Origin of the sequence: Cellvibrio mixtus subsp. mixtus J3-8, from assembly GCF_000766945.1 — a bacterium.
Taxonomy (GTDB): Bacteria; Pseudomonadota; Gammaproteobacteria; order Pseudomonadales; family Cellvibrionaceae; genus Cellvibrio; species Cellvibrio mixtus_A.
Genome location: NZ_KN266214.1, coordinates 140,782 through 164,199 on the forward strand (window position 1 = coordinate 140,782; position 23,418 = coordinate 164,199).

At 43.4% G+C, this 23,418-nt stretch carries 22 protein-coding genes and 1 pseudogene; 12 read left to right on the plus strand and 11 right to left on the minus strand.

Features of this window, described 5'->3' with window-relative positions:
• Nucleotides 1–107: 107 nt before the first annotated feature.
• Both A596_RS19950 and A596_RS19955 read right to left on the minus strand, forming a co-directional pair.
• Entirely contained in the window at nucleotides 108–800 is a 693-nt protein-coding gene (locus A596_RS19950) for a BRO family protein (RefSeq protein WP_052417727.1), read from the minus strand.
• 527 nt (nucleotides 801–1,327) lie between these two features.
• Nucleotides 1,328–2,428, minus strand: coding sequence for a Fic family protein (locus A596_RS19955; RefSeq protein WP_052417728.1), 1,101 nt, complete (start codon nucleotides 2,426–2,428; stop codon nucleotides 1,328–1,330).
• A gap of 155 nt (nucleotides 2,429–2,583) precedes the next feature.
• Between A596_RS19955 and A596_RS23635 the strand changes: the two genes are divergently transcribed.
• The 8 genes from A596_RS23635 (at nucleotide 2,584) to A596_RS19995 (ending at nucleotide 10,684) form a co-directional block, all read left to right on the plus strand.
• Nucleotides 2,584–2,850 carry a hypothetical protein gene (locus A596_RS23635; protein ID WP_152600244.1) on the plus strand — a complete coding sequence of 89 codons (267 nt, stop codon included), beginning with the start codon at nucleotides 2,584–2,586 and terminating at the stop codon, nucleotides 2,848–2,850.
• A gap of 310 nt (nucleotides 2,851–3,160) precedes the next feature.
• A complete protein-coding gene (locus tag A596_RS19960; RefSeq protein ID WP_039918137.1) occupies nucleotides 3,161–3,931 on the plus strand; it encodes an HNH endonuclease in 771 nt (256 codons plus the stop codon).
• A gap of 302 nt (nucleotides 3,932–4,233) precedes the next feature.
• Complete coding sequence (locus A596_RS19965; protein ID WP_039918140.1) at nucleotides 4,234–6,849, plus strand: UvrD-helicase domain-containing protein; 2,616 nt, start codon at nucleotides 4,234–4,236, stop codon at nucleotides 6,847–6,849.
• Nucleotides 6,850–7,091: 242 nt separating this feature from the next.
• Nucleotides 7,092–7,976 carry an LAPAL motif-containing putative phage structural protein gene (locus A596_RS19970; RefSeq protein WP_039918142.1) on the plus strand — a complete coding sequence of 295 codons (885 nt, stop codon included), beginning with the start codon at nucleotides 7,092–7,094 and terminating at the stop codon, nucleotides 7,974–7,976.
• A gap of 15 nt (nucleotides 7,977–7,991) precedes the next feature.
• On the plus strand, nucleotides 7,992–8,234 hold the full coding sequence (locus tag A596_RS19975) for a hypothetical protein (protein WP_039918144.1): 243 nt from the start codon (nucleotides 7,992–7,994) through the stop codon (nucleotides 8,232–8,234).
• Complete coding sequence (locus A596_RS19980; protein WP_039918146.1) at nucleotides 8,235–8,612, plus strand: hypothetical protein; 378 nt, start codon at nucleotides 8,235–8,237, stop codon at nucleotides 8,610–8,612.
• Between the two features lie 588 nt (nucleotides 8,613–9,200).
• On the plus strand, nucleotides 9,201–10,145 hold the full coding sequence (locus A596_RS19985; protein WP_052417729.1) for a hypothetical protein: 945 nt from the start codon (nucleotides 9,201–9,203) through the stop codon (nucleotides 10,143–10,145).
• Nucleotides 10,146–10,435: 290 nt separating this feature from the next.
• Nucleotides 10,436–10,684, plus strand: a complete 249-nt coding sequence (locus tag A596_RS19995; RefSeq protein ID WP_039918151.1) for a hypothetical protein — start codon at nucleotides 10,436–10,438, stop codon at nucleotides 10,682–10,684.
• A 62-nt stretch (nucleotides 10,685–10,746) separates the two neighbouring features.
• Here the strand turns inward: A596_RS19995 and A596_RS20000 are convergent, their stop codons facing one another.
• The 3 genes from A596_RS20000 to A596_RS22370 all read right to left on the minus strand — a co-directional run bounded on the left by A596_RS20000 (nucleotide 10,747) and on the right by A596_RS22370 (nucleotide 12,147).
• A complete protein-coding gene (locus A596_RS20000) occupies nucleotides 10,747–11,061 on the minus strand; it encodes a nucleotidyl transferase AbiEii/AbiGii toxin family protein (RefSeq protein WP_152600245.1) in 315 nt (104 codons plus the stop codon).
• A gap of 29 nt (nucleotides 11,062–11,090) precedes the next feature.
• Nucleotides 11,091–11,594, minus strand: coding sequence for a hypothetical protein (locus tag A596_RS20005; RefSeq protein ID WP_039918152.1), 504 nt, complete (start codon nucleotides 11,592–11,594; stop codon nucleotides 11,091–11,093).
• A 154-nt stretch (nucleotides 11,595–11,748) separates the two neighbouring features.
• Complete coding sequence (locus tag A596_RS22370) at nucleotides 11,749–12,147, minus strand: helix-turn-helix domain-containing protein (protein ID WP_052417731.1); 399 nt, start codon at nucleotides 12,145–12,147, stop codon at nucleotides 11,749–11,751.
• A 184-nt stretch (nucleotides 12,148–12,331) separates the two neighbouring features.
• On the opposite strand from A596_RS22370, the gene A596_RS20015 reads away from it, so the two are divergent.
• The gene (locus A596_RS20015; protein WP_039918153.1) at nucleotides 12,332–12,592 is read left to right on the plus strand and encodes a hypothetical protein; all 261 of its coding nucleotides are present in this window, start codon (nucleotides 12,332–12,334) and stop codon (nucleotides 12,590–12,592) included.
• Between the two features lie 125 nt (nucleotides 12,593–12,717).
• Here A596_RS20015 and A596_RS20020 read toward each other — a convergent pair whose 3' ends face one another.
• Complete coding sequence (locus A596_RS20020) at nucleotides 12,718–12,948, minus strand: hypothetical protein (protein ID WP_039918155.1); 231 nt, start codon at nucleotides 12,946–12,948, stop codon at nucleotides 12,718–12,720.
• A 137-nt stretch (nucleotides 12,949–13,085) separates the two neighbouring features.
• Between A596_RS20020 and A596_RS20025 the strand changes: the two genes are divergently transcribed.
• Entirely contained in the window at nucleotides 13,086–13,301 is a 216-nt protein-coding gene (locus A596_RS20025) for a helix-turn-helix domain-containing protein (RefSeq protein ID WP_039918156.1), read from the plus strand.
• Between the two features lie 60 nt (nucleotides 13,302–13,361).
• Here A596_RS20025 and A596_RS20030 read toward each other — a convergent pair whose 3' ends face one another.
• From A596_RS20030 to A596_RS20040, 3 genes are all read right to left on the minus strand, one after another.
• Entirely contained in the window at nucleotides 13,362–14,678 is a 1,317-nt protein-coding gene (locus A596_RS20030; protein WP_039918158.1) for an ATP-binding protein, read from the minus strand.
• Between the two features lie 250 nt (nucleotides 14,679–14,928).
• Entirely contained in the window at nucleotides 14,929–17,577 is a 2,649-nt protein-coding gene (locus A596_RS20035; RefSeq protein WP_160280187.1) for a TonB-dependent receptor, read from the minus strand.
• Nucleotides 17,578–17,831: 254 nt separating this feature from the next.
• Nucleotides 17,832–18,707, minus strand: a complete 876-nt coding sequence (locus A596_RS20040) for a LysR family transcriptional regulator (RefSeq protein ID WP_052417733.1) — start codon at nucleotides 18,705–18,707, stop codon at nucleotides 17,832–17,834.
• Nucleotides 18,708–18,869: 162 nt separating this feature from the next.
• Here A596_RS20040 and A596_RS20045 point away from each other — a divergent pair, with 162 nt between their 5' ends.
• The gene (locus A596_RS20045; protein ID WP_039918160.1) at nucleotides 18,870–19,721 is read left to right on the plus strand and encodes a Cof-type HAD-IIB family hydrolase; all 852 of its coding nucleotides are present in this window, start codon (nucleotides 18,870–18,872) and stop codon (nucleotides 19,719–19,721) included.
• Nucleotides 19,722–19,775: 54 nt separating this feature from the next.
• Here A596_RS20045 and A596_RS20050 read toward each other — a convergent pair whose 3' ends face one another.
• Nucleotides 19,776–20,279, minus strand: coding sequence for a methylated-DNA--[protein]-cysteine S-methyltransferase (locus A596_RS20050; protein ID WP_039918163.1), 504 nt, complete (start codon nucleotides 20,277–20,279; stop codon nucleotides 19,776–19,778).
• Between the two features lie 266 nt (nucleotides 20,280–20,545).
• On the opposite strand from A596_RS20050, the gene A596_RS20055 reads away from it, so the two are divergent.
• Nucleotides 20,546–22,648, plus strand: a complete 2,103-nt coding sequence (locus A596_RS20055; RefSeq protein ID WP_039918165.1) for a TonB-dependent receptor — start codon at nucleotides 20,546–20,548, stop codon at nucleotides 22,646–22,648.
• Nucleotides 22,649–22,743: 95 nt separating this feature from the next.
• On the opposite strand, the pseudogene A596_RS20060 reads toward A596_RS20055, so the two are convergent.
• Nucleotides 22,744–23,418: pseudogene (locus A596_RS20060) on the minus strand (pectate lyase); the annotation flags it as partial.

Here is a 23,418-nt window from a genome sequence, read left to right on the forward strand (position 1 = left end):
ACAGCGGGGTTAATGGATCGCTGTATAAGGGAAGTAACAGGAGGCGCAATCACGCCACGCTGCCCAACAAAAACCTTCGATCATCACTATCGGTTTATTTGGAAAACCTACGTAAGAAAATCCCTGACCAACCCGTGCAATTCACCCTTCAACCGCCGCGCCAGCGTTTTCACATCATCAGCAACCATTTGTTGCGGCGGCGGCTTGCGCTGGTTTTGCTCTGCATTAAATACTTCATCACGTATACGGATCCGCATAAAACCTTCATCGTCCGTACCGTGCTCATAGCCATTTGATGAATAGTTATTTGACGAATGATTACCTGACGCAAACGCGCGAGGCTCCCGCAACCCCGCGCGCCCATCTATCAACGCTTGCAAACGCATACGATCATTAACCAGCTTTTGTTTGCGTGTCTGGATTGCAAAATAACTTTGTGCAAACACAATCGTCGCGCGGCCGGGATTTGCATGCTGAGCGATGAGATAACACCCGTAGCGCGTCAACATAAAATCCTCAACATCACATTCCACATCACCATACGTCACATCACCACACTCTACATCTCTACCCAAAATCGCCCCGCGCGTAACACCGCGAAAATGATCCGCCGGTTCAAATTCCGTCGCACCACACGCACCAATCGCGCGCCGCAGTACGATAGAAAAATTCACCCAATTGTCATACCCCAACAACTCCTGCAAATCCCGCGCAAACCAGAATTCAATATCCTCCCCCGGCACGCGCCGCACTAAATTATCAAAGCGCGATTGCATATCTTTTACTTGCGTGTAGTCCATGTGGTTTTTACTCCTGTCCGTGTTGGAAATTTAATACCGTGATGAGTTGTCAGTTAACCATCATTTTGGGCTTGGGAAATAGTGGGGATTGGCTTACAAATTATGTTGGTGAGATGGGATTTATGTCACAGTCTTTTAGCTAGGCAAACGCAATTTAACTCAAAAAAACTACGATGAGAGATGAATCAGAAATGAAGATGATTGGCTCACCAATATAGATAACATAATATCCATAACAGGTTATTTTCATCTATTTTGGACACAATACTGTCTTTGATTTTTACGCACGTTCTTAAAGCAGACAGCCTGGATTGAGAAAATCGACGCTTACCCGGCATCATGTCGAAAAACATTTACTTTTTCGACATAAAAACCTGACATGTACAAGCAATCAACATATTGAAGTTGTAACCAACTTGAATCCACTCCGTCTTTACTCCTTACTAGAGGCAGAAAACGTCATTCCAGTAAAACGTCTTTTGTCTACGTTCGATAGCCCTCAGTAGATTCAGGGCTATCAAAAAGTCCTAATTTTTTGCTGGGAGAACCCTGTAATCCAGGTACTCAAGTCCTTCCAGCTTAAAATTAATAAATTCTCCTTTATAGCTTTTATATGGCCCAAGTTGGGATGCCAAAAAAATTTGCTTTGGCTTACTGTTAGCGATCTTTTCTAATTTTTCATGACTGAATTTTTTATATATATCTTGATCAATAAGATCATTAGAAATAAAAAATGAAGGTGAAGTATCAAGGTTTTTGTATCGCAAATGGTTACAGAAACGCACTGAATAACCCTTGTCATTTTTATTGATCCAGGCCTTTCCATAATAAATTCGAAACTCATCTGAAAAATCGTCAATTGACTGATTATCAATTTCGATGAAAAGATCCTTTAACTCTATAAGTCCATCAGGGGTCTCAACAGCAAAATTGTCACTAGCCAGGAATGCATCCACCATGGAACTTAATGTTTTTGACTTTTGTTGTTTTCTTTTTCCAGTTCCAGAGTTATTGGGTTTTTCTTTTAAATTGTTTGTGTCACTTTCTTCATCAGAATTTGAATTAATGCCAATGCCTTTACTGGCTGGCGCCACTAAATTCAGTTTGATGCTATTTGCCACATAAACTTCATCACTCGTTTTATCACCATATTTCGGAGATCTCCCATAGGAATTAACTCCCTTTAAAGGACAGTCAATATTATGTTCTGAGACAAACACAAAATAAGGGTCTCTTTTCCGTTTTGATTTTGGCTTGTCTAAATTTGCACAAGTCACTTGAGCATTACAGTTGGGCTCTGGACACTTGAATGCAAATTTGGATTGAATCTGCCCGCGACCATATAATTCATCTGCTTTGGTGGCCGTTACATCAATCTTCATCTCAAGGGAAAAGGCTTGTTCGAGCGACATTCTTCTAACTCTTTTTGTGCGAAGGCCAAAGGAGGTTAATCGATATTTCTGTTTGCTGCTTTTGGGCTTATCGGGTTGCGTCAGCTCAATAAGGCCTGCATTCAACGCCTCATTAATATATTTACTGCGAAAATGCTCTGGATCTTTTAGCTGCAAAGACGTTTGCAACTCGGAGCGGCTCAATTCACCGCTCAACGAGATTATGAGTTTTTCCAATTCCTGGCTAACTTCCTGGGTAGACAGCGTCAGAGTGCTCCAAAGGATAATAAAACAGTGGCCTTTGGCTTATAAAAAAACCTCATACAATGGGATGTATTTCTCAAAATACTTGGCTATAGCAAGGCTTGCACTATCTATCAGTAAAAGTTTTGATGAAACCATTTACTCATTGCAAAGGGTCAGAAGATCAAAGGGCAATCCACATTATCTGGAGCGAATATTATGAGTTACGACAAGAAAGACACGGAGGCAAAACAGTACGCGAAAGAAGCAGCCAAGCGGCTTTTGGTAATAGAACGCAAGAAGAAAACGAAGCCCTTGAACGGATAAAAACACTGGGGTCGCCGGAAAACCTTATCAAACCCGGTTCCGACGATGAGCCGTGCAGTAGCGCTCCACAAAAATCAGCCCCGAAGTAAGCCGCAGCAATATCACATCCCCAAATTCCAACCCTTATCACGATCCCCAGAGAATCATTTTCGTAACGCCACGAAAATGATTCTATAACGCCAACCCCGATTTCACTTATAACAATGGCCACCGCCCAAAGCCAGCTATCACTCCATTTGCCCAATGGATAGTGGCCAAAGGCTTACAAAATCCCCCCATGTAATGGGATGTATTTCTCAAAATCCTTGGCTATAGTAGAGACTTGCACCATAGGACTGGGATAGGAAATACACATGAATAACGATTGGACGTTAGCCATTACCCCTTGGGGGGCGATGCATGGCTAATGATTGGCAAGAGGACGAGCTGCTGCTCACCTTGCATTTATACTGCCGCACCCCGTTCGGCAAATTGCACAAAACCAACCCCGACATTATTCAACTGGCCAATATCATTGGCCGGTCGCCCTCGGCTGTTGCCTTAAAAGCCGTTAACTTTGCCAGCTTAGATCCATCCATTCATCAAAAAGGTATGAGCAACACCAGCAAAGCAGATCGCGCAATGTGGGATGCATTTATGCAAAACTCCACCGACATCGCCGAAAAAGCCGAAGCGCTTTATGAATCCCGCATTACCAACCCAGAACCTGTTACATCCACCTATGAAATAAAAGAACCAACATTTCCTACCGGAGAAACAGAAACCATCCGCGAAATAAAAGCACGCCGCGTTCAAAATTTTTTCCGCCGAACTGTGTTGCAAAGCTACAACAATCGTTGCGCGATTTCGGGTTTAGCGATTCCGCAATTATTAGTGGCTAGCCACATTATTCCTTGGTCTGAAGATGTATCGCGTCGGGCTGATCCTACAAATGGAATTGCGTTGAATGCGCTTTATGATAAAGCGTTTGATCGGCATTTAATTTCGTTTGATGAGGATTTTAGGTTGGTTCTGTCGGAGCGAATTAAAGCGCAGACTAAAGATGAGATGGTGAAGGAGTATTTTTTGAAGATTGAGGGGAGAGTTTTGGAGATGCCGTATAGGTTTTTTCCTGATTTAAGTTCGCTGAAAGAACATCGGGTTGCAATGCAAAATCAGAGTACAACTTAGCTTTATGTATTCCGTTATGTTCCCAAAGCAGACCTTGGGCAATTGAACTTCGTGTACCAAAAGCGGACGCTAATAACTAACATGAGGAAATAAACCTTCCCATAACAATTTTGATTGCGCCTGCTAGTTGAGAGCATGAAAGTAAATTTTTAAAGGACCTCGCACCATACCAATACATGGTCACTACCACCAAGCTCAGTGCAATTATCCCTTCATTTAAGGGAAAGACTTGATCTAAGTTTTGATGATGGATTGTTGTTTAATGGGATTCACAAAATAAATTAGAAAGAAGGAGATATGAGATGTCTATTCAGTATTTTACTCATAATGATTTGCGCGAGCAGGCTCATGCCCTCTATAAGCGCGGTGGTTCCTTTAAAAAGACTGCCGAAAAAGTTATGACGATTATTCAATTGGTGACAAGTGGCGAACGAAATCCCCTTTCAGATTTTAAAACGACTAATCATGGAGAGAAAAGATTAGAACATTGCGTTAAGTATGACCTGCCCAGTGCGTGCCGATTGGTTACAGTGCAGAATGAGAAAAAAATCTTTTTGCTTTTCGTTGGTGATCATGAAGATGAGGAAAAGTGGCTGAATGCCAATAGAGGGAATACCTATAAATTAACAACTGATAATAAAATCGAATTGGTTAAAGTAGTTTCAAAAACCCTGGGAAACCATCAGTATCCCGTACCATTGAATTATGAGTATTCTAGTGGTCAACTCTACCAGCATTTAAGTGAAAGTGATTATGAATATTTAGTTTCTGGCTTATCGAGACAGCAGTGTCGGCACATCGAGGAGCTGAATTCATTTTCAGCAGATGAGAGCTTCCTTGGTATAGTCGAATCTGTACAGGATGAACTGGTTAAATCTTTCGTTTTAGATGTCCTTCTACTTTTGAAGGAGGGAGATTCGGATGGCGCCAGAAAGCGAATTTTATTAGAACGAGGGGAATTAAAAGATCTAACCGAGGAAGTTGCATATTCAGGTGAATTGATTTCCGAAATACCTACGGATGATCCGACATACGCTGAACTCTTTGCGCACTTTGTTAAAACTGCGGACTACAAATCCTGGATGTTATTTATGCACCCGGAACAAAGAAAAGTTGTAGACCTAGATTTTGATGGTGCCGCAAAACTGGTTGGTGTGTCAGGCTCAGGGAAAACCTGTGTAGTAGTTAAGCGTGCAATAAGATTGGCTGCACGATATAAAGATAAAAAAATCCTAGTAGTAACCTTAAATAGATCTTTAGCAAAGCTAATTAAGGAATTGGTCGATGTTGCATCACCAGTAGTCAATAACAATATTGAGGTAAAACCATTTTTTACCATCTGCCAAGAATACTTACTCAAATATGAGCCTGAAAACCATAAATTATATGATGACGTTACGTGGAAAAGCTTAGAGCACATTGATGAGATATGGCACGAGTTTTATCGTTGTGAATTGAATAATCATAGTGCGTCAATCCTTATTCCGGTACACGATTACCTTATTGCTCAAGGTATAAATGCATCAGAATATATTCGCCATGAATTTGACTGGATCAGGAGTGCAGTATCTTTTTACGAACGAAACCAGTATCTAACTATTGATCGAGAGGGCAGATCAGTTCCTTTAAACAAAAATTTCAGAGAGATTATTTTGGAAGGACTTTCTGCTTGGGAAGGAAAAATGAAGGCCATCGGGGTGACAGATTATATCGGTCTTGCCACCGCATTGATGAAATACAAAGATGACCTATATGAGGATTACCGTTGTGTGTTAGTAGATGAGTCCCAAGATTTTGGGACAATTGAGTTGGCTTTAATAAGAAAGATCACCCAAAAGGCAGAAAACGATATTTTTGTGTGTGGTGATGCATCCCAAAGAGTTTCAACAAAATTCCAATCTTTCAGAAAATCTGGGATAGAGGTATTCCCAAGTAGATCGAAAAAAATTCTAAAAAATTATAGAAACAGCAAGGAAATTCTCAAAGCTGCGCAAGAGGTGCTTTCAGTTAATTTTTCTTCCAGCGCTGTTTTATCTGAAGATTTTGAAGTTTTGAGTCCGGAATATTCTAATTTTTCAAGCTCATGCCCCTTGTTGCTAAAAGCTGATACGCTCGCTGATGAGATATCGTGTGCAGTTGCGTATTCGAAGCAGCAAATTATTGATAATAGTAATATGAAAGTTTGCGTAGCAATATGCGGATATACACATTTAGAAATACAACGATTTGGAGAGCTCTTGGAGATCAAAGTTTTAGATAGCAGCACAAGCATTGGGGCATCTGCCTTGTTTTTTTCTGACCTAGAGCAAACAAAAGGTTTTGAATTTGATTTGGTTATTGTAGTCAACGTTATAGATGGCGTTATGCCTAACTTTTCCTCTCCTGAATTAGAAAGAACAAAAGATCTAACACAGCTATATGTTTCGCTAACACGTGCAAAACGAGAACTTATAGTTAGCTATCATGGATCGCTATCACCTTTTTTCGAAAAAGTAGACGAATTTCTTGAGGAAGATTGGATTAACTATTTGGATGCTGAGAGTGAGCTGCCAGTTTTAGGTTGCCCTAAACAAATAGAAGAACTTAAGTTGGCAGATGATTCTTCTGCAAAAAATGTTGTTTTTATGACTGGCAAGGAGTTTTTATACACCAAAAGAGCAATAGGGCTTCCTGCGTTGTTAATTGAAAAATTAAGAGAAAATATTGATGGAATAACGGTAAATAGAGATGGGCACTTAGTTAAGTGGAAAAACATTGGCAGCGCATATGAATCGATAAAAAATAGCCCTAGATCTAGACAGGCTTTTGGGCCTGAAGGATTTAAACTTTTTAGCCAGCTCTGTCAAGATTTGGATATTGAGATTGAAATGAAAAAATTTAACTTGAGAGATATTTACATGGGCGAGATTGTGAATTGATAATTATTTTATCCAAGTAAAATTAAAGAACATCCGCTTTTGACCGTTATGGGATGTATTGGCTTGGTTATCTATATGCTCAACAGTTTATGACAGCTTCGTGCCAGAATCAGGCATAACTGAGGAAGATTATAATGTTGTTATACCACAAATAGCGGATTACTGTTACTCCATCTAAGATATTGGTTAGTGGAAATTTTAAGCTAAAAAATAAATACATCTATTAATAAATGGAATGAATCATGTCGTTAAAGCCAGAAAAAAAAGCAAAAGTAACTGAGAAGAAAACATCATTTTGTGTGGTTTATGATGGCCCTGATCATAAAAAGCATGAAATGAACATCATGACACTAGGGAGGGCGTTGACATCGCTTGGAACAGTTTTATACGAAGCCAACCACTTGATTAATGGCGACCGTAATAGCATAAAGATTGAGGTGAATGCAGATTTCAAAGAGGGCTCGTTTGGTGTTGAAGTAATACTGACTCAGTTATTGGCAAACTCAACAGATATCCTACAGATACTTGGATTTTCTGGCAGTATTGGTGCAGGTGTTGGCACGGTGGTGGGTGCGCTAAAAGAACTAAAAGGCAAAGAGATCACTGCTATTCAAGACCCAGATGAGGAAGATGGTGATGTGACAATAATTGCCGAAGGAACAGAAATAACTGCAGATAAAGATGTATCCAAACTCGTTACTAATAAGACGTTTAGGGCTGCAATGGAGGGCTTAATTTCTGCACCACTAAAAAATGCTGGCACTACTAGCTTTGCAATTAAGCGCACAATAGATGAGCAGCCATTAGTGGAAATTAAGAAAGCTGAAGAGAATGCTTTTTCTGGACTGATCATTGATGTCAAAGAACGATCAAAAAGTCGTGAGATGAAAATTAAGTTCATCGCCGCCGATATAAAGAAAACAACGGGCTGGAAGGTTGAATTTGACGGTAAAGTTAGAATGGTTCACATGGAAGATGAGCTATTTAGGGAAAGATTGTTAAATATGGAAGAGCCTCATATCTTTGGCAAATTCTTTATTGTTAAAATGAAGATCAAAGAAACATCCCGCTTAAATAAGACTAAAAGTAGTTTTACAATCGCAAGGGTTCAACACGAAACCAATTAAGCAGGTATCCAATAAATGATAAGCTCAGTGGTGTTAGTGATTGGCGCGATTGTTGTGTTTATCGCTGCAAGCGCTTTTTTTTATCGTTTAACTCGCTTTGTTGTGAGCGCCTATTTTGGTCAATACATCAACTTCAGATACATAGACGCTAATGGGGCTATTCATCAGCGCCGTGTGCGTTGTAATAATGATGACGAACTTATTAGAATTTTAGATGAGCTGAAAGAAAACCGTAAAAATGAAAAGGCGGGTGTATAGTTGGCCTCTTCATCTAAAAAACTAAAGAATGTAGGTGTTGATGTAGGCACTATTGGTACAGTAGGCGCCATAATGTTAGCTGTGATAAATAAAACATGTGAGGGTGAATGGTACCAAGAACCGCTTGTTTTAAGCGTTCCTGTTGTCAGCGCTCTCATATCAAACGGACTAAAGTGGCTGTGGGATGTCGTTAGCTTGGAGAATGCAGAAGTTATTAAGTTGCGGCGGTGCTTAAAGAAGCAGATAGTAGCAATAAAAGCAGATTTAAAATCTCCAAATTTTAGTGATGAATACAAATTACAAAGAAAGATTCAGCTTGAAAAATTATCTGCCGAATTAATTAATTCGCATCAATACATTGCTCCAGATAAAAATTAAGCCTATTCTGGAGTAATAACCATTCTAAGTTGCCTGCACTTCCATTGATCGGTTTGAGCGATGCAGAAAATAAGACGCCAATCGGCGCCTTATTTTTTCTAACACTAACACTCAATTCACCTTAAAAAAACGTAGCGAGGTTGTGTTGCGGTTCGGCGATGGAATCTTTGATGTTATCAAACGCTAAATGTGGGCCGGATTTTTTCACACTGGCGATTACATCAGGTATTTAGCGGCGAGTGAATTCAATTACGGTGCTGACATCCAGATTGAGGTTAAGGAAGTAGTCTTCCAGTTGGGGCATGCCGCGCACTAAAAAGCGACGATTTGGCAGATGGAGTTTCCGTTGATTTGGGGATTTGCCCTTAGCGAGTGAGTAGATTGGACAGCTATGCCCAACAATTCTATTTAATCACAAAAATTGGGCATGGTTAACCAATCTACATAAGGGGCAATGTTTGCTGCTGGCCGAATTAAGACCTTTGAAAAAATCAGCCATATAACCCAGCTTAACATTAAAATTTTGGGCAGTACCTCAACCATTTCAACGCATGAGCTGCTAAATAATGCAATTTTTTATGGTGATAAATGACTCCTATTGAATGGTTTAATGTTGTTCCGTCGGTGATGTCTGCGATAGCTGCCGTCGCAGCCTCCTATGCTGCTTTTGTTGCGTTGAGTATTAGTAAAAAAGCCAATTCTATATCTGAGAAAAGTATATTGGCAGTTCACCATCATAATGCTGCCTCTGTTCTTTCAAACTCAATTGATAAACTTATAAAAGAAACAAAAAACCTTTCGGAATTTTCGTACGAATTTTGGGTAGATTGGCCTAGAGAAATTGAATCAAAAGACGTACGTTGCAACGGAGGACTGGACCCCAGGCCTTTAAGGCATGTTCTATCAAATGGAAGTGAAATGCTTATAAATCACGCAACGCGAGATGGTAAGCAATATAGAAATGTAAAGCGCTCGATGTTTTCTATTATTAGAGATGGTGTAAATGAGCTGAATGAGCATGAGTACAATAGTCTGCTCAAAAAAGCAGACAGAACGTATGGTAATTTTGAGTGCGCTCTTGGTTCTCCGCCGTTAAATAAAAATATCGGAGAAGCGGATGCTTTTAGGTGGGTTTGCTATCAGCTGATGAAAAGAATTAATCGCGATGATTGGAGCAGAATCTGGCGCAATGCCTGGCTAGCTGAAGGTTGGCTCACCAGATATCAAACCGAGTTCTCTAAAGTAAAATCAATTTTAGAAGAGGTAGTTGACTCGCTGCAGGTGGAAAAAAATAAAGTGGCACATAGCGTATTGCCTATTCATTCAAATTCCGCTCTACATAAAAAATATGAAATAGTCTTGTCAGGTTTAGAGGCTATTCTCCATGTTTGTGATTTAGAATCTTTAGAACCCTATAGGGAGTGGAAACATGATGAGGATATTCCACAGTTAGTACTTTACTCAATGACAATCGTTTATTTGGTAACGAAGATTCTAGATTCCATTCTCTTGATTGATGAAGTGGATATGTGATTTTTCTGTTCTTAGCTGAAGCAAGACATTACAACCATATTTAGTAATATATTCTCGCTATAAATCAATTAAAAAATAAAAATGAGGATTATATGCTCTAGACATAAAATCCTTTCCCCCTAAAATCCATTCCATAAATTTCAAGTGAACCCAAATAGCCAACATCCCAGCTATTTTGGTCCACTAATTTGTTAGCAACAAAACATTGCACTACCATGCTCCGAATGCAACCACCGAAGTACCAACCAACAAAAACCGGCCCGCCGCCTTTAACCATAGAGGGATCTTTTATGCCATCACCGCCAAACCAAAACCCCACGAATGAGTTATTACTCCTCTACGACGACTTCACCGAATTTCAAAGCCAATGCACATTCCTGTGCGATGCCGTGGTGGCATTGGCGATGTCGGAATTGGTGATGGATAAGTGGAGTGTGAATGGGCTGCATATGAATGCCGTGCAGGTTAAGCAGCGGGCGCAGGTGTTTGGGGAGAAGCTGCACGTGTTAAGAGGGGAAGTGAGACCAACGCCGATGTGATAGGTAAAGCTGCCCCGCAACCAAACCATTTCGAGGATTCCCTCGAAATGGTTTCAAAGAATTTATTCAAACATGGCAACAATGGCTAATGCGTTCTTTAGTTTTTTCTGAAAGAAGGAAATTACATCCATTAATGTGGAAACCGCTAAATTATTTTTATTCAGAAGCGCCCGCCAGAGCGCTTGGCGAGTTGTACCTTGGGCAAATTCTTTGCTTAAACCAACGGGGAATATTTTTGGAATCTGCATGTTGCGACGCTGAAACGTTGCAACGATGGCTTTTGCGAGTATGTGGTCATCCAGCAATTCACGTTCAAATAGAATCGTTAAATCCCAATAATCTTTTTTAATTTCCAGATAAAAATTTTCATTATCCAAATATCGTAGCGCCATACGAGCTATGCGTTTTATTCAGTTTGCAGGAATAACAGGATTTCCGTTTCACTGATCATGTAAATTGCGCCGGTTAATAGTGGGTCGCGATAAAATTGTTCCGCGCTTAGCATGGTGCCTTGGGGAATATAAAAATCACCGGTTTCATCGGGCTTGAAATTGGCTGCAATAATATCTTCCATCCAGGGCTTTACTGCATAGGCGGGTAGCTTAACTATTTTATTGGGCAGTGGTGTCACCGTTAGAATTTTTATATCACCACTGTCCAATGCCATGCGCGCGACAATACTCCAATCATCCGTGCCCAGTTTGCCTACCGGTTTAGTCACTTTGGTGACTTCCCATTTTATCCACACCGGTTTTACGGGCAGGTTAATTAATTGTTCCAGCTTCGTTACTTCATTGTTTGTGGATACATCGGGCGGGGCCAGTGTTATTTCTTGTTCTGAGGTTTTGTCACCGCAGCTAATAATGGAAATTAGCAGGATAAAAACTGACAAGGGTTTTAGTAAATTCATAATGATTTCCTTCATAGCACTTTTTTATTTTGCTATTTCTGGTCTCGATTTTTTTATACAACAAGAAGACCATCGGAAAATAAAATAATTCACTGTTTAACCAGCGCAACCAACCTGTCCAATATTGAGGCTAAGCCCTTATAGCTACCGGCTTTTATGATTGTTGGTCCACAAGATATGAGTTCAGCACCCTCAGCAGAGTATTGCGTTGTTGCTCGCTTAACTGTGGCCAAAAATGTTGCACCGTTTGGATTTCTTCTTCGAGCACATGGCGCAAATAGTGAGGGGTGGGTTCTTTTACCACGAGGGGTATGGGGTGTTCCGTTGTGCACTCCAGAAAAAACCAGGAGATAGGCACGTCCATAGATTTGGCTAACAGATAGAGCTGGGAAGCACTGATTTTATTTTCGCCATTTTCATAGCGAGAAATTTGCTGTTGAGTGGAATCTATAGCCTCAGCCAATTCCAGCGTAGTCGCATCGAGTTGCTTGCGAAGTTTTTTGAGGCGCTTGCCGATTTGTCGGTCCAGGTCTGTGACGGCAGGTTTTGCCATAGCGAGTCATCCGAATACAGGTGAATCCTTTTGATTCACACGGTTGACGGATATGGTAGTTATGGCCTAGTATCTGTTCATCAACATAACTATATTAAAATGTACAAATAAACACGCTTATGGAAACTATTTGGGCCCAGGGCACAATCGTTAAACGTGTAGTTTGCAAGGAGATGTAGCAGGCATGATGCCCGATGATCCACCCAACCCGGTTGAAACCTTGCCCATGGCGTGTAAATGCAATGAACAGTGGGTCAAGTTGTGCGATGACTTTGTGGATCTGGAGGGCGAATGCGCCTTGTTGTATGAGTTGTTAATCAGCCTGAACCAGCGCGATCTTCCTTTAGACGCCGTCAGTAAACATGGTTTGGACAGGTTTGGCAGCCAACTTAAAGCCCGTATGGCCACATTTAAACAACAGCTTTATAAATTACGCGATGGTTAACCCGAACCGGGGCCAACCTGTTTCTATCCACATTCATTTGACTGTCATGTCATCAAAGTCACTGTCATAAGTGACACCTTGGTTGCCGCTGTGTAGGGGCAACCTTTTTTATTTGTTGGTTTGATTTAGTCAAACAATTGGTTCAACAAACTGCGTAGCTTGAATAAATTTTCTTCCATCACTATTGAATAGTGCTGGTAATGTTTGCGTGGAATCGCCGGATCTTCCGCCGAATTCATTAATGTCTGCAACGCAGTTAACGCTTGCAGCTTATCCAGTTGCATATAAATTTCATCTTCCAATGCGTAGTTATTTAGGAAATCCAGATTCAGTTCTGCATCGTCCGCCTTTTTCATAATACCTCCATTCCGATCCTGTTTTTAATTAACCACTGTCGATCACCTATTGACCACACCCGAAGTCTAGCTTCGTTAAAGCCGAAGTTCAACTTCAATAACATGGGTACCTTGATTCCAATAAAGGTTATAAGCCCGTGCAACTCAAAAAACAGTTTGGTAGGCGAGTACAACAATTGCGCCTCGCTAAAAAAATAACCCAGGAAGAGTTAGCAGAACACGTGGGAGTGAGTATTGAATCCATCAGTAATATTGAACGAGGTATTCACGGTCCAAGCTTTGATAACCTGGAAAAAATTATTCTTGCGTTAAACGTACCCGCAAAAATGTTGTTTGATTTTGATGAGGAATAAATAATTTATTAAGCAATCAAGCTCGCATAGAGCTTGGGTTAACACGAGCAATTTTATTATTTAATTAATGCGGGACAAAACATATTCCGCATAATATAGCGGCATAACAATATGCGTTTGTTCCTGAGGAGAAGAGCCTTGTGTGCCAGTGAGTTTTATTGTTTTTTGAGGCGCACATTTCGCAATGTAAGACTGTAAGGATTTTGCGCGCGTGCGTTTTCCACTTTTTACCTCTATTGGAACTACCAACCCCTCTTTATTCACAATGATAAATTCAATTTCCGCCCGGGCGTCCGCCCAGGAATAACCTGGTTCGATACCGAGTGCGGCAAATTCCTGTTGCACAAAATTTTCTGCTATATAACCTTTGTATTCATATCCCTGTTGCTTGATTTCCCTGTAACCGGTATTGAGCATGTGATTGAGCAAACCGACATCCAATAAAAATAATTTCACCATGTTATCTTTTTGGTATGCCGCCAGGGGTGATTTGGGGTGACCTTCTATTGGATAATTTCTTAACGCCAGCCGGCACTGGTGCAGCCACATAATTGGGCTTTCAAATTCCGCGTAGCGCGATTTGCGCGCAGATATATCTTTAAATTTAAACCGTTTTACCGATTCATCCATAACTGCTGCTAACTGCGACGGGATATTGCTAAATACTGCTTCAATTAATTGTGCATCCACTTTGCCGGCGTATTTACCAAAATCGCGTTTGTAGCCGAGCACTAAATCCGCGTGAACTTTTTGTACGGAACTGATGCGTTCGAGAATACTTTTTTCAGCATTGTTAAACCATGTTGCCACCGCTTCCGGCATACCGCCGGTGAAATAGTAATCTGTTAATTTATCAAAGAGTTTGCTATGGGCCGCAGCAGAATTGGTTTGTGATTCGTAGGCTTTTACAAGGGCAGGTTCATTGGCAGCCCATAAAAATTCCCTGAATGTCAGTGGCCGTAAGTTGTACTGCTCTACTTTTCCAACAGGAAATGAATTAAGCAAGCCGATATTGGAACCACTCGCCGCGATAAACCAGGTTGGTGCATTTTCTGCAAAATATTTTAATGCCGTGACTGCCCGTGAGCACTCGCCAATCTCATCCAGGATCAGCAAATCTGTTGTGGGATCAAAAATTTGACCGGTCAACAATTCCAAACCGGATAGCACATCGCCCGGAGCAAGGGAGCCGGCAAACGCATCGGCAAACTGCGGGTTTGCCAGGAAATCGATGTGCAGCACCTTGTTGAATTCCCGCCCGAATAGTTCTCGCAACAAATAGGTTTTGCCGGTCTGCCTCGCTCCGTCGATCAATAACGGCTTTCGCTCCGCCTGTTGTTTCCAACCAATCAGTTTTTCCAGCAATGAACGTCTCATAAGTTTCCCGGGTCCGCAGATGGATTCATTCAGGTAGATAAAAATGCACTAAATTACACAATTATGCGCATAAAAATGAATGTATCAACACTTTTATGCGCATAAAAGTGTTGATGCATCACGTTTAGAGGCGGTTTATTGCGGTTGAGGAAACGATCAGCGGATTTATCTCACTGATTATTAAGGAATTTCCCGTACTTCGCTGGAAGCGTTATACGGGTTATAACGTGATTCCCAATGCGGCAATCAGTTAGAAATTCGTACTCAACGCCACACCAACCCAGCGCGGGGCGCTGGGGAAGTAGGTGTTCCAGTTTCCATAAAAGCCGTAATCGGTATCCAGAACATTTTTGACGATCAGGTTTACGTCGAATAATCCGTCGCTGCGACCAATGCCGATGGCGAGATCGAGAATGCCGGCGGCATCGACCACGGAATAACGGGACAGGGAAACATCGTTGTTGTATTTAGTGGAATAGCGGTAATTGATATTGCTGTGAAATTCCTTGCCGTTGGTTAACGGCAATAAATATTCGGCGGCGATGTTGAAGGTAAATTTTGCGGAACCGGGCAAGGTTTTTCCGGTTGCGTCGTAATAAGGATAACCGGAGCCGCCCAATTCCAACGGTTTGGCGAGGAATTCAAATTCTTTATAAACCGCATCGGTATAAGCACCGGCAAAACGCAAACTGGTGTTAGGCAAACCGGTGTAAACCACATCCAGTTCCACGCCTTTGGATTCCACTTCCGGCACATTTCCCAAACCGGATGTATACGCGAGCAAGCCATCTTTATTAAAAATGGTTTGTGCTTCATCGTAAAAAAACATGGGCTGGATATAATTTTTTACGCGATGTACGTAGAGGCCGCTATTAATTACCAGATCATTATCAAGCACTACTGATTTCAATCCCAACTCCAGCGTATCGCTGCGTTCAGATTTTACCGGCGCCGATTTTCCACCGTCTGTCGTTGCACCAACAATTTGCGAAATGCCCGCTTTCTCGCCGTGCTGCCAGGAAAAATATACCGTTTGGTTATCGTTAAGTTTATAGCTCGGGCTAATTACTGCAGTAGGTAACCACTCATCAAAAGGTTCGGCATCAACCGCGCTATAAAGTCCGCCAATACGGGCGAGGCGAATTTGCCGGGCATCGGTCACCTGTTGTTTTTGTGCTGTGGTGAGCGCGGCATAGGTCGCCACGCCAAAATATTTTTGTGCGATGAAATTGTCGTTAGCGAGTTGATCCGCAGGATCGCGCAATTGCACATTATTAATGGCTGCAGGATTTAATTCCGGTGCATAACCGAAATCCACAATAAAACGGGATGAGCGGGTTGCGCGTTCTTCGTGGGTAATACGCAATCCTGTTGTGAGTGTAATTGCATCGGTAAAATTCCAATCGGCGTTGGCGTATATTGCGGTGCTGGTGTTGTCGATTTCATCTTTGGTTTTGGTAAATAAACGGCTCAGTGAATTTTGCAACAGTATGCGGCCATTGCCATCGGTATCCAGGCGATTATATTGCACTGTTGTTGCGTGATAGGCCCCGGCATCGGAACCGAACCGCGCCGTAGTCCAACGCTCGGGAATTTCATTTTGGAAATAAAATAATCCGGCCTGGTAATTTACAAAACCATCACTATTGGAACTGATACGGAATTCCTGGCTAAGTTGTTCATATTCAACGTGACCGGTTGATGGTGAGCGCTCAATATCAAATACGGAAATCGGGCCGCCGCCGGAGTCAAAATAAAAATCGCGAAAGGCGGTAATTGATGTCAGTGCATAATTGGTGAAACTCCAATCCAGTGTTAGTGCTGCGCCTTTGGATGCGTAGTTATTGGGGTTCTGGCTCAAGCGATTGATTTTATCGTCGAGATAATCATCCGGCCCATAATTTTGTTCTTGCGCAAACCAGCGCCGCGCTAACCGGCCCTCCGGTTGGTTGCCGATATTTACCGGCATGGGTTTTCCATCGGCGCCGTTGTAATCGTAATAGGCGGGCGTAGGGCGTGAAAAATTCACATAGTTATCAGAAAATTCTTTACTCGTCGGCGCGTGTTCCAAACTCAGTAACGCCAAAAAATCCTCAGCCGGTGTTAATAAAAATTGCACACGACCAAACGTGCGATCTTCATTTTTATAACTCCAGTTTTTGTCATCCTGATTTTTCCAGGGGCCATCGGCCTGTGACCGCAAAAATGTGCCGCGCCAGGCAAGCAAATCATCAATTACCGGGCCACCGGCAGCCACTGTGGTGTTAATGGTATTTAATTCGCCGTAGGTAATGGATGCGTGCGCATCCGGCGTGAATGACGGCGCGCGCGTTTTAATGGAAATTTCACCGAGGCTGGTATTTTTTCCACCCAGTGTGCCTTGCGGGCCGCGCGTTACATCCACTGATTCAATATCCACATAATTTAATGACGATGCCAACGCACTGATGCCGTAACTGACACCGTCCACACGCACACCCACACTCGGATCGAGCGGGCCCGCACCACTGGCCCAACCGACGCCGCGTAAGATCAGACTTCCCGCTTGCGGGTTGGTGTAAGTTGCACGCACATTGCCAATACGGGTGATGATATTGCGAAAATCAAGCGTGTTGAATTTTTCCAGTTCAACACCGGTTACTACCGATACGGAAAGTGGAACATCTTTTAATTTTATTGCAGGTTGTGTTTCCTGTAGGCCACGCACGAGTAATTCCTGCGTGCGGCCTGCTGCTGGCGGCTCATCATTTAATGTATCAACGGCTGCATCAACCTGTTCATCAATTGCTGAATTTGTTTGCTGATTGAGAGGCAGCGATTGTTGTGGATTTTCATTCTCTGTTTGTGCTTCAGTTTCAATCGCGACACTTTGTGCGTAAACCAAACACGGCGATGTCATTATTAATGCTAACAATGAAACAAGTGAATAATTAGAAACATTTCGCAGCGGCATATCCAATCCTTTATAAAGTCGTTTTATAAACAGTGAGCTGCGGTATCGGCAAGGACTGTGCCAGTGCGCAAAATGCTGTTTTGACTTAATAAAAGAACGAATTAATTGGGGGCAGGAAAATTTGAAGTTGTGTTGGCTATAGCAAACCGCCCGGTTTAAACAATTGTATAAATAATTTTCTAACCGTTATCAATACAGGATTAAATCTCCTTAAATACTCGCCGCAATAAATGCTCATAGGATTGCAGTTGTGATGCGTTGATTTTTGATAAATAAAAATTGGATGTAAGCGTCGTGGTAATTTTTGGCAGCAGTACAGTTAATTTTTTTTCACTGATATCTTCGCGCACCACAAACTCAGGCAGTAGTGCAATGCCTAAACCTTGCTTTGCCGCCTCTTTCAGGGCTAGCGTATTACCCATGATCATGCGGTCCTGAATGTGGTCGATGGTTAACTCATGTTGTGCCAATAACATTTTCCAGGTGCGGTGGTTGGCGTTTTCGCGCATTAAAATAGTGTGTTTGTTTATCTCGCGGATTGTTTTGGGTATGCCGCAACGCTTTTTGTAAATCTCACTCACCACCAAACATATTTTTGATGTGTATATCGGTGGCTGGTCCGTATTCAGGTACGAACGAATTGCCATATCCCATTTGGACGTTGCGAGATCGACCATGTCGTCGCTGGTGTGCAAATCAATATGCAAATCCGGCGCAAGTATTTTCAGTGCGGCCATGGCTTTGGGCATTAGCATGCTGCCGAAATCCACCGGAGTGCTTATTTTTAAAATGCCTTTGCCTTCGCCGTGATTTAATTGCTGCAATACAATATTCAGGCGTTTGGCGCAGTACAGATATTCAGTTATCAGTAACTCACCGGCACTGGTAAGTTTGAGCGGCGCGCCCGATTGCCGCATTACCAGTGTGCAGTTTAATTTTTCTTCCAATGCTTTTATCTGGTAGCTCATCGCTGCCTGGGTGATATTCATTTGTTGCGCCGCCACAGTAAAGCTGCCAGTTTCAGCAAGCGCGGCCAGATACGGGAGGTGGGCGATGATGTGCGGGGTTAATTTCATGAGGGTCCCCAATAAAAAGCGCTATAAGTTAATTTGATCTTTAAAATAGAAAAAATTAGTTTTATTTATGCTAGCACTCGTCCAATAATAAATCGACCAAATGATTGGGTATTTTGCAAGCGCAATAAAAGATCCCGACGGCAATACAGTGGAGATAACCGCATGACGTTGTTAACCGAAATAGAACCCACCGGTGCGCTACAAAAAGTTGCAGCGTTGGATGAGGTGAATACATTTGTATTTGATATGGATGGCACGCTGCTCAATGATGAGCACGTAATTTCCCCGCAGAACCTCCGTGCGCTACATGGCTTGCGGGAACGCGGTTTTAATCTGGTGATTGCCACCGGCCGCCACGTCAGGGATATGCAATACCACCTGCAACAATTGGGTGGCGATATCGCAACCATTACATGCAACGGTGCCAATATCCATGATCGCAACGGCAAATTAATTTACCGTGAAGGTTTGCCGTTGTTGGTCAACCAAACCTTGCTGCCATTGGCGGCGCAATTCAATGTCAACCTGAATATGTTTACGGATAGCGAATGGCTAACTATTGCGCCTTGTGCGGCGATGCTGGAGGCCCATGACCAAACGCAATTTTTCTATCGCCAGGTTGATTTGCAGGAAATGATAGCAACACCGGCATTGAAAATTCTGTTTTATGGTGAAAATGCCGAGTTGCAAAAATTAAAGGCGCAAATCCTCAAAGATCATCCATTGGATATAAACCTGACCTTTTCCGATGATTGTTACCTGGAAGTCATGCAACAAAATATTTCCAAAGGTTATGCGTTGAAAATATTGCTGGAAAAACTGTCGCTTTCCGTCGATAAAGCCATGGCGTTCGGCGATGGGCTGAATGATGTGGAGTTATTCCGCACCGTTGCGCATCCGGTAGTGATGGAAAATGCCGGCACCACGCTCAAGCAATTATTTCCCGATGCCCAGCGCGCACCAAAAAATCATCCGGATGGCGTGGCGACGTTTTTGTTTGATTATATTTTGTAATCCGTTCCACTTGCCAGGTTGCATCAACTATTAGTTCACAGACAGTCGAGCAACTTAGCCCCACAAATCCGCTTGTTGTGGTGGCGATTCAAGCTGCAATAAAAATGCCTTGGCTTCCAGCCCGCCGGCAAACCCCGTCAGTTTTCCGGAGGAGCCGATAACGCGATGGCAAGGTGCAATAATCGAAATCGGATTTTTGCCATTGGCGGCACCGACGGCACGCACGGATTTTTCGTTGCCAATTTGTTGTGCGATTTGTAAATAACTGCGCGTTTCACCGAAAGGGATTGTTAACAGTGCTTGCCAGACTTGCTGCTGGAAATCCGTGCCGATGAAATGCAATGGCAGCTCGAATTTTTTTCGCCGCCCGGCGAAATAATCTTTCAATTGATTTTCTGTTTGTTGCAGATACGGAAAATTATCGCTGCGTTCGCCTTTATCAATTCCAACCCGTTTTGGATCTTCATTTTCCCAGAGCACCGCCATAAGGCCATGATCACTGGCGATCAAGGTTAGTTGGCCAACAGGGGAGGGGATGATGTTGTAATAATTAGACATAGCCGTTGGTTATACCCGCTTCATGGATCCCGTTAATTTGCCACTCATTAAATGCTCATCAATATTCGTGGGCATGACATAAAGACTCTGCACTGAATTGGATTTGCGCCCAACCTAACATAATCCATGACCCAACGACGCAATCACCTTACACAATTTAACCCGATGTAGAATTATCCTCGGTTGATAACAATTCTCATTAACGTTAAAATCCGCGCCAATTCTCCATTAGCGCACCTGCGCACCTCGTTATAGGAAACTCCCTGATGTATCGTTTTAGCCGTCCTGCCCGTTTGCTGTTGGTTTCCGCCGCCTTACTGCCCGCTGTTGCAGCGGCGGCGGATATCCAGGAAGTAATTGTGAGTGCGAGCCGCACCGAAAAGCCGCTAAGCACTATTCCCAATACGGTAACGGTAATTAACCCGGCCGAATTGGAACAACAATTATCGATTCAGGATGACCTTTCCACCGTTTTGGGCAATTTGATTCCCGGCTTCTCACCCAGCCGCCAGAAGATGACCAATGCCGGTGAAACCCTGCGCGGGCGCAAACCGCTCTATATGATCGACGGTGTACCCCAATCCAATCCGTTGCGCGATGGCGGCCGTGAAGGCAATACCATTGATCCGGTAGTGATTGAGCGCGTGGAAGTATTACACGGCGCGAATGCGATCCACGGTTTGGGCGCATCGGGCGGTGTGATTAACCTGATCACCCGCAAACCGTCCGATCAATTGGAACAAGGCATTCGTTTCAGTACCGGCCTCCAAAGCGAGGATGCGGGCGAGAGCGCGGACTACGGCATGAGCTACAGCATTTCCAATCGTTTTGCGGACAGCGCCGATATTATCGCCAGCATCAGCCTGCGCGATATGGGCGTTGCCTACGATGGTAAAGGCCAGATTATCGGTGCCGACAATACCCAGGGCGATACCATGGATTCCAAATCCGTCAATGGTTTTGTGAAAGGTGGTTTTGATTGGGATGACCAACGCATCGAATTGATGGTGAACCATTACGAAATCAAAAATAAAAATAACTGGGTTTCTGTTCCCGGCAAAGTATCCACCGGAACCCCCAGCAGCGCAGCGAAAGGCAAGATCATCGGTGAAGGCGCGCGCAACGAAGTGACTGCAGTGAGTGTCAATTACACCAACGAAGATTTCTTCGGCCAGAAATTGCGCATACAAGGTTTCAACCAGGATTTTGCCGCAACTTACGGCGCAGAAGCCGTTCCGCTGGCAACATTCCAGGACCCGGCGTATGGCCCGAACCTGATTGACCAATCGCAAAATAATTCGGAAAAAGCCGGTGCAAAAATTACGCTGGTGAAAGATCAGGTTGCCGGCTTGCCGGTAAATGTTGTGTACGGTGTGGATGTGCTTAAAGATAAAACCTGGCAGGAATTAATCCAGACGGGTCGCGCCTGGGTGCCACCCAGCGAGTACGAAAATACCGCGCCGTATTTGCAAGCGGAATTTACTGGTATCGATAAACTTACGCTCACCAGCGGCGTGCGTTACGAAAAATCCAAATTGAAAATCAATGATTTCACCACCCTGCACTCTTACGGCAGCCGTTTTGTAAAAGGCGGTTCACCGGATTTTTCTGAAACGCTGTATAACTACGGCGGTACTTATCAAATTACACAAGCCTGGCGTGTGTTTGCCAATTATGCGGAAGCGTTTTCCATGCCCGATGTGGGCCGCGTATTGCGCGGTATTAACCAACCCAACCAACGTGTAGAAACGTTCCTGGATTTAAAACCGGTGCTGACTGAAAGCAATGAATTCGGTGTGGAATTTAAAACCGGCGATATTACGGCACAATTGAGTTACTACGATTCCAGCTCTAATTTCGGCGAGCGCCTGGAGCGCGACGCCGATGGTATTTACACCGTGCAGCGCGAAAAAACCGAAATCGATGGAATTGAATTCAGTACTTCATGGGCCGCAACCGATGTGGATTTATTGGGCCTGCGTTACGCGGAAGCAACGGGCCGCTACGACTCCAATAAAGATGGCCGTGTGGATGCCGATCTGGGTGGCACTAATATTTCACCGGATCGCGTGAATGTGAGTTGGGATCGCAGCTGGACCAACAGCATCGACACCCGCTTGCAAGCCAACTATTTGTTTGATCGCGATGTGAAAAATAGCAGCGGCGTAGTGACAAACAGTTTCAATGGTTATACCACTTTTGATTTGAGTGCGAATATCAACGCCTTTGATGGCAAAATCAGTTTGGCAATCCAGAACCTGACTGACGAATATTATTTCACTTACTATTCGCAAAGCAGCCCGAACGATATCCGCAATTTCACCGGTGTCGGCCGCAGCTTTAATGTAGGTTACCAACGCACATTTTAATCAAAAAATCCCATGTTGCGTTCCACATCACTCAGGCTAAAAAACCCGGCATGACGCCGGGTTTTTTTTATGTCACAACGTTGTTTCACAAACACTTATTTTTTGTAAGAGCACTTGTTCGGATTGCCACCCGGATCAGAACCGAATGCTGCAACAGTACAGGCAATTGAACCGCCGACAGTTACTTTTTTGGTAACCCACTTGCCTTTACGGCCAAATGCCACCCAACCATCGCCAGAGGTTACTGAACAGGTTTCGCCGAGATCCGCGCACTTGGAGAAGCCGCTCGGGTAATCGCCAGTGCCACTCAATACCGGGCCGGAAGCCACCGAGCTGGATGACTTGCTGGAAGAAATCGCCGCTGAACTTTTGCTGGAAGATGTTGCAGCAATCGAACTGGACGATTTGCTCGAAGAAACCACTGCTGTAGAGCTTGATGATTTGCTGGATGAAACTACAGCAACAGAACTTGGTGCAGATGATGAAGTTGGTGTACCACCACACGCCGATGCCGTCAGTTGCGCACCGTTCTTACCAACGCCCGCATATTGTGCGAGCTTGTCTTTCACACATTGTGGCGACACCGGTGAATAGCTGTAAGGAATGCTAATTGGAAATGGTGCGGTGGTTGTCCAGTTAGTCGCATCGATGGTGCCGCCGCTGCTCCAGGTGATGTTGTAGGTTGCAAAATCCGCTGGCGATTTCACATTGTTGTTGCGCAAATCCCAGAAGCCGCAGTTGCTGCTGTCATAACGGCAAGTCACCGGGTT

Coding starts and splice junctions, on each gene's coding strand:
- A596_RS19950 (WP_052417727.1), bottom strand. CDS start 800: ATGGACTACACGCAAGTAAAAGATATGCAATCGCGCTTTGATAATTTA.
- A596_RS23635 (WP_152600244.1), top strand. CDS start 2,584: ATGAAACCATTTACTCATTGCAAAGGGTCAGAAGATCAAAGGGCAATC.
- A596_RS19960 (WP_039918137.1), top strand. CDS start 3,161: ATGGCTAATGATTGGCAAGAGGACGAGCTGCTGCTCACCTTGCATTTA.
- A596_RS19965 (WP_039918140.1), top strand. CDS start 4,234: ATGTCTATTCAGTATTTTACTCATAATGATTTGCGCGAGCAGGCTCAT.
- A596_RS19970 (WP_039918142.1), top strand. CDS start 7,092: ATGTCGTTAAAGCCAGAAAAAAAAGCAAAAGTAACTGAGAAGAAAACA.
- A596_RS19975 (WP_039918144.1), top strand. CDS start 7,992: ATGATAAGCTCAGTGGTGTTAGTGATTGGCGCGATTGTTGTGTTTATC.
- A596_RS19985 (WP_052417729.1), top strand. CDS start 9,201: ATGACTCCTATTGAATGGTTTAATGTTGTTCCGTCGGTGATGTCTGCG.
- A596_RS19995 (WP_039918151.1), top strand. CDS start 10,436: ATGCCATCACCGCCAAACCAAAACCCCACGAATGAGTTATTACTCCTC.
- A596_RS20005 (WP_039918152.1), bottom strand. CDS start 11,594: ATGAATTTACTAAAACCCTTGTCAGTTTTTATCCTGCTAATTTCCATT.
- A596_RS22370 (WP_052417731.1), bottom strand. CDS start 12,147: ATGGCAAAACCTGCCGTCACAGACCTGGACCGACAAATCGGCAAGCGC.
- A596_RS20015 (WP_039918153.1), top strand. CDS start 12,332: ATGATGCCCGATGATCCACCCAACCCGGTTGAAACCTTGCCCATGGCG.
- A596_RS20020 (WP_039918155.1), bottom strand. CDS start 12,948: ATGAAAAAGGCGGACGATGCAGAACTGAATCTGGATTTCCTAAATAAC.
- A596_RS20030 (WP_039918158.1), bottom strand. CDS start 14,678: ATGAGACGTTCATTGCTGGAAAAACTGATTGGTTGGAAACAACAGGCG.
- A596_RS20035 (WP_160280187.1), bottom strand. CDS start 17,577: ATGACATCGCCGTGTTTGGTTTACGCACAAAGTGTCGCGATTGAAACT.
- A596_RS20040 (WP_052417733.1), bottom strand. CDS start 18,707: ATGAAATTAACCCCGCACATCATCGCCCACCTCCCGTATCTGGCCGCG.
- A596_RS20045 (WP_039918160.1), top strand. CDS start 18,870: ATGACGTTGTTAACCGAAATAGAACCCACCGGTGCGCTACAAAAAGTT.
- A596_RS20050 (WP_039918163.1), bottom strand. CDS start 20,279: ATGTCTAATTATTACAACATCATCCCCTCCCCTGTTGGCCAACTAACC.
- A596_RS20055 (WP_039918165.1), top strand. CDS start 20,546: ATGTATCGTTTTAGCCGTCCTGCCCGTTTGCTGTTGGTTTCCGCCGCC.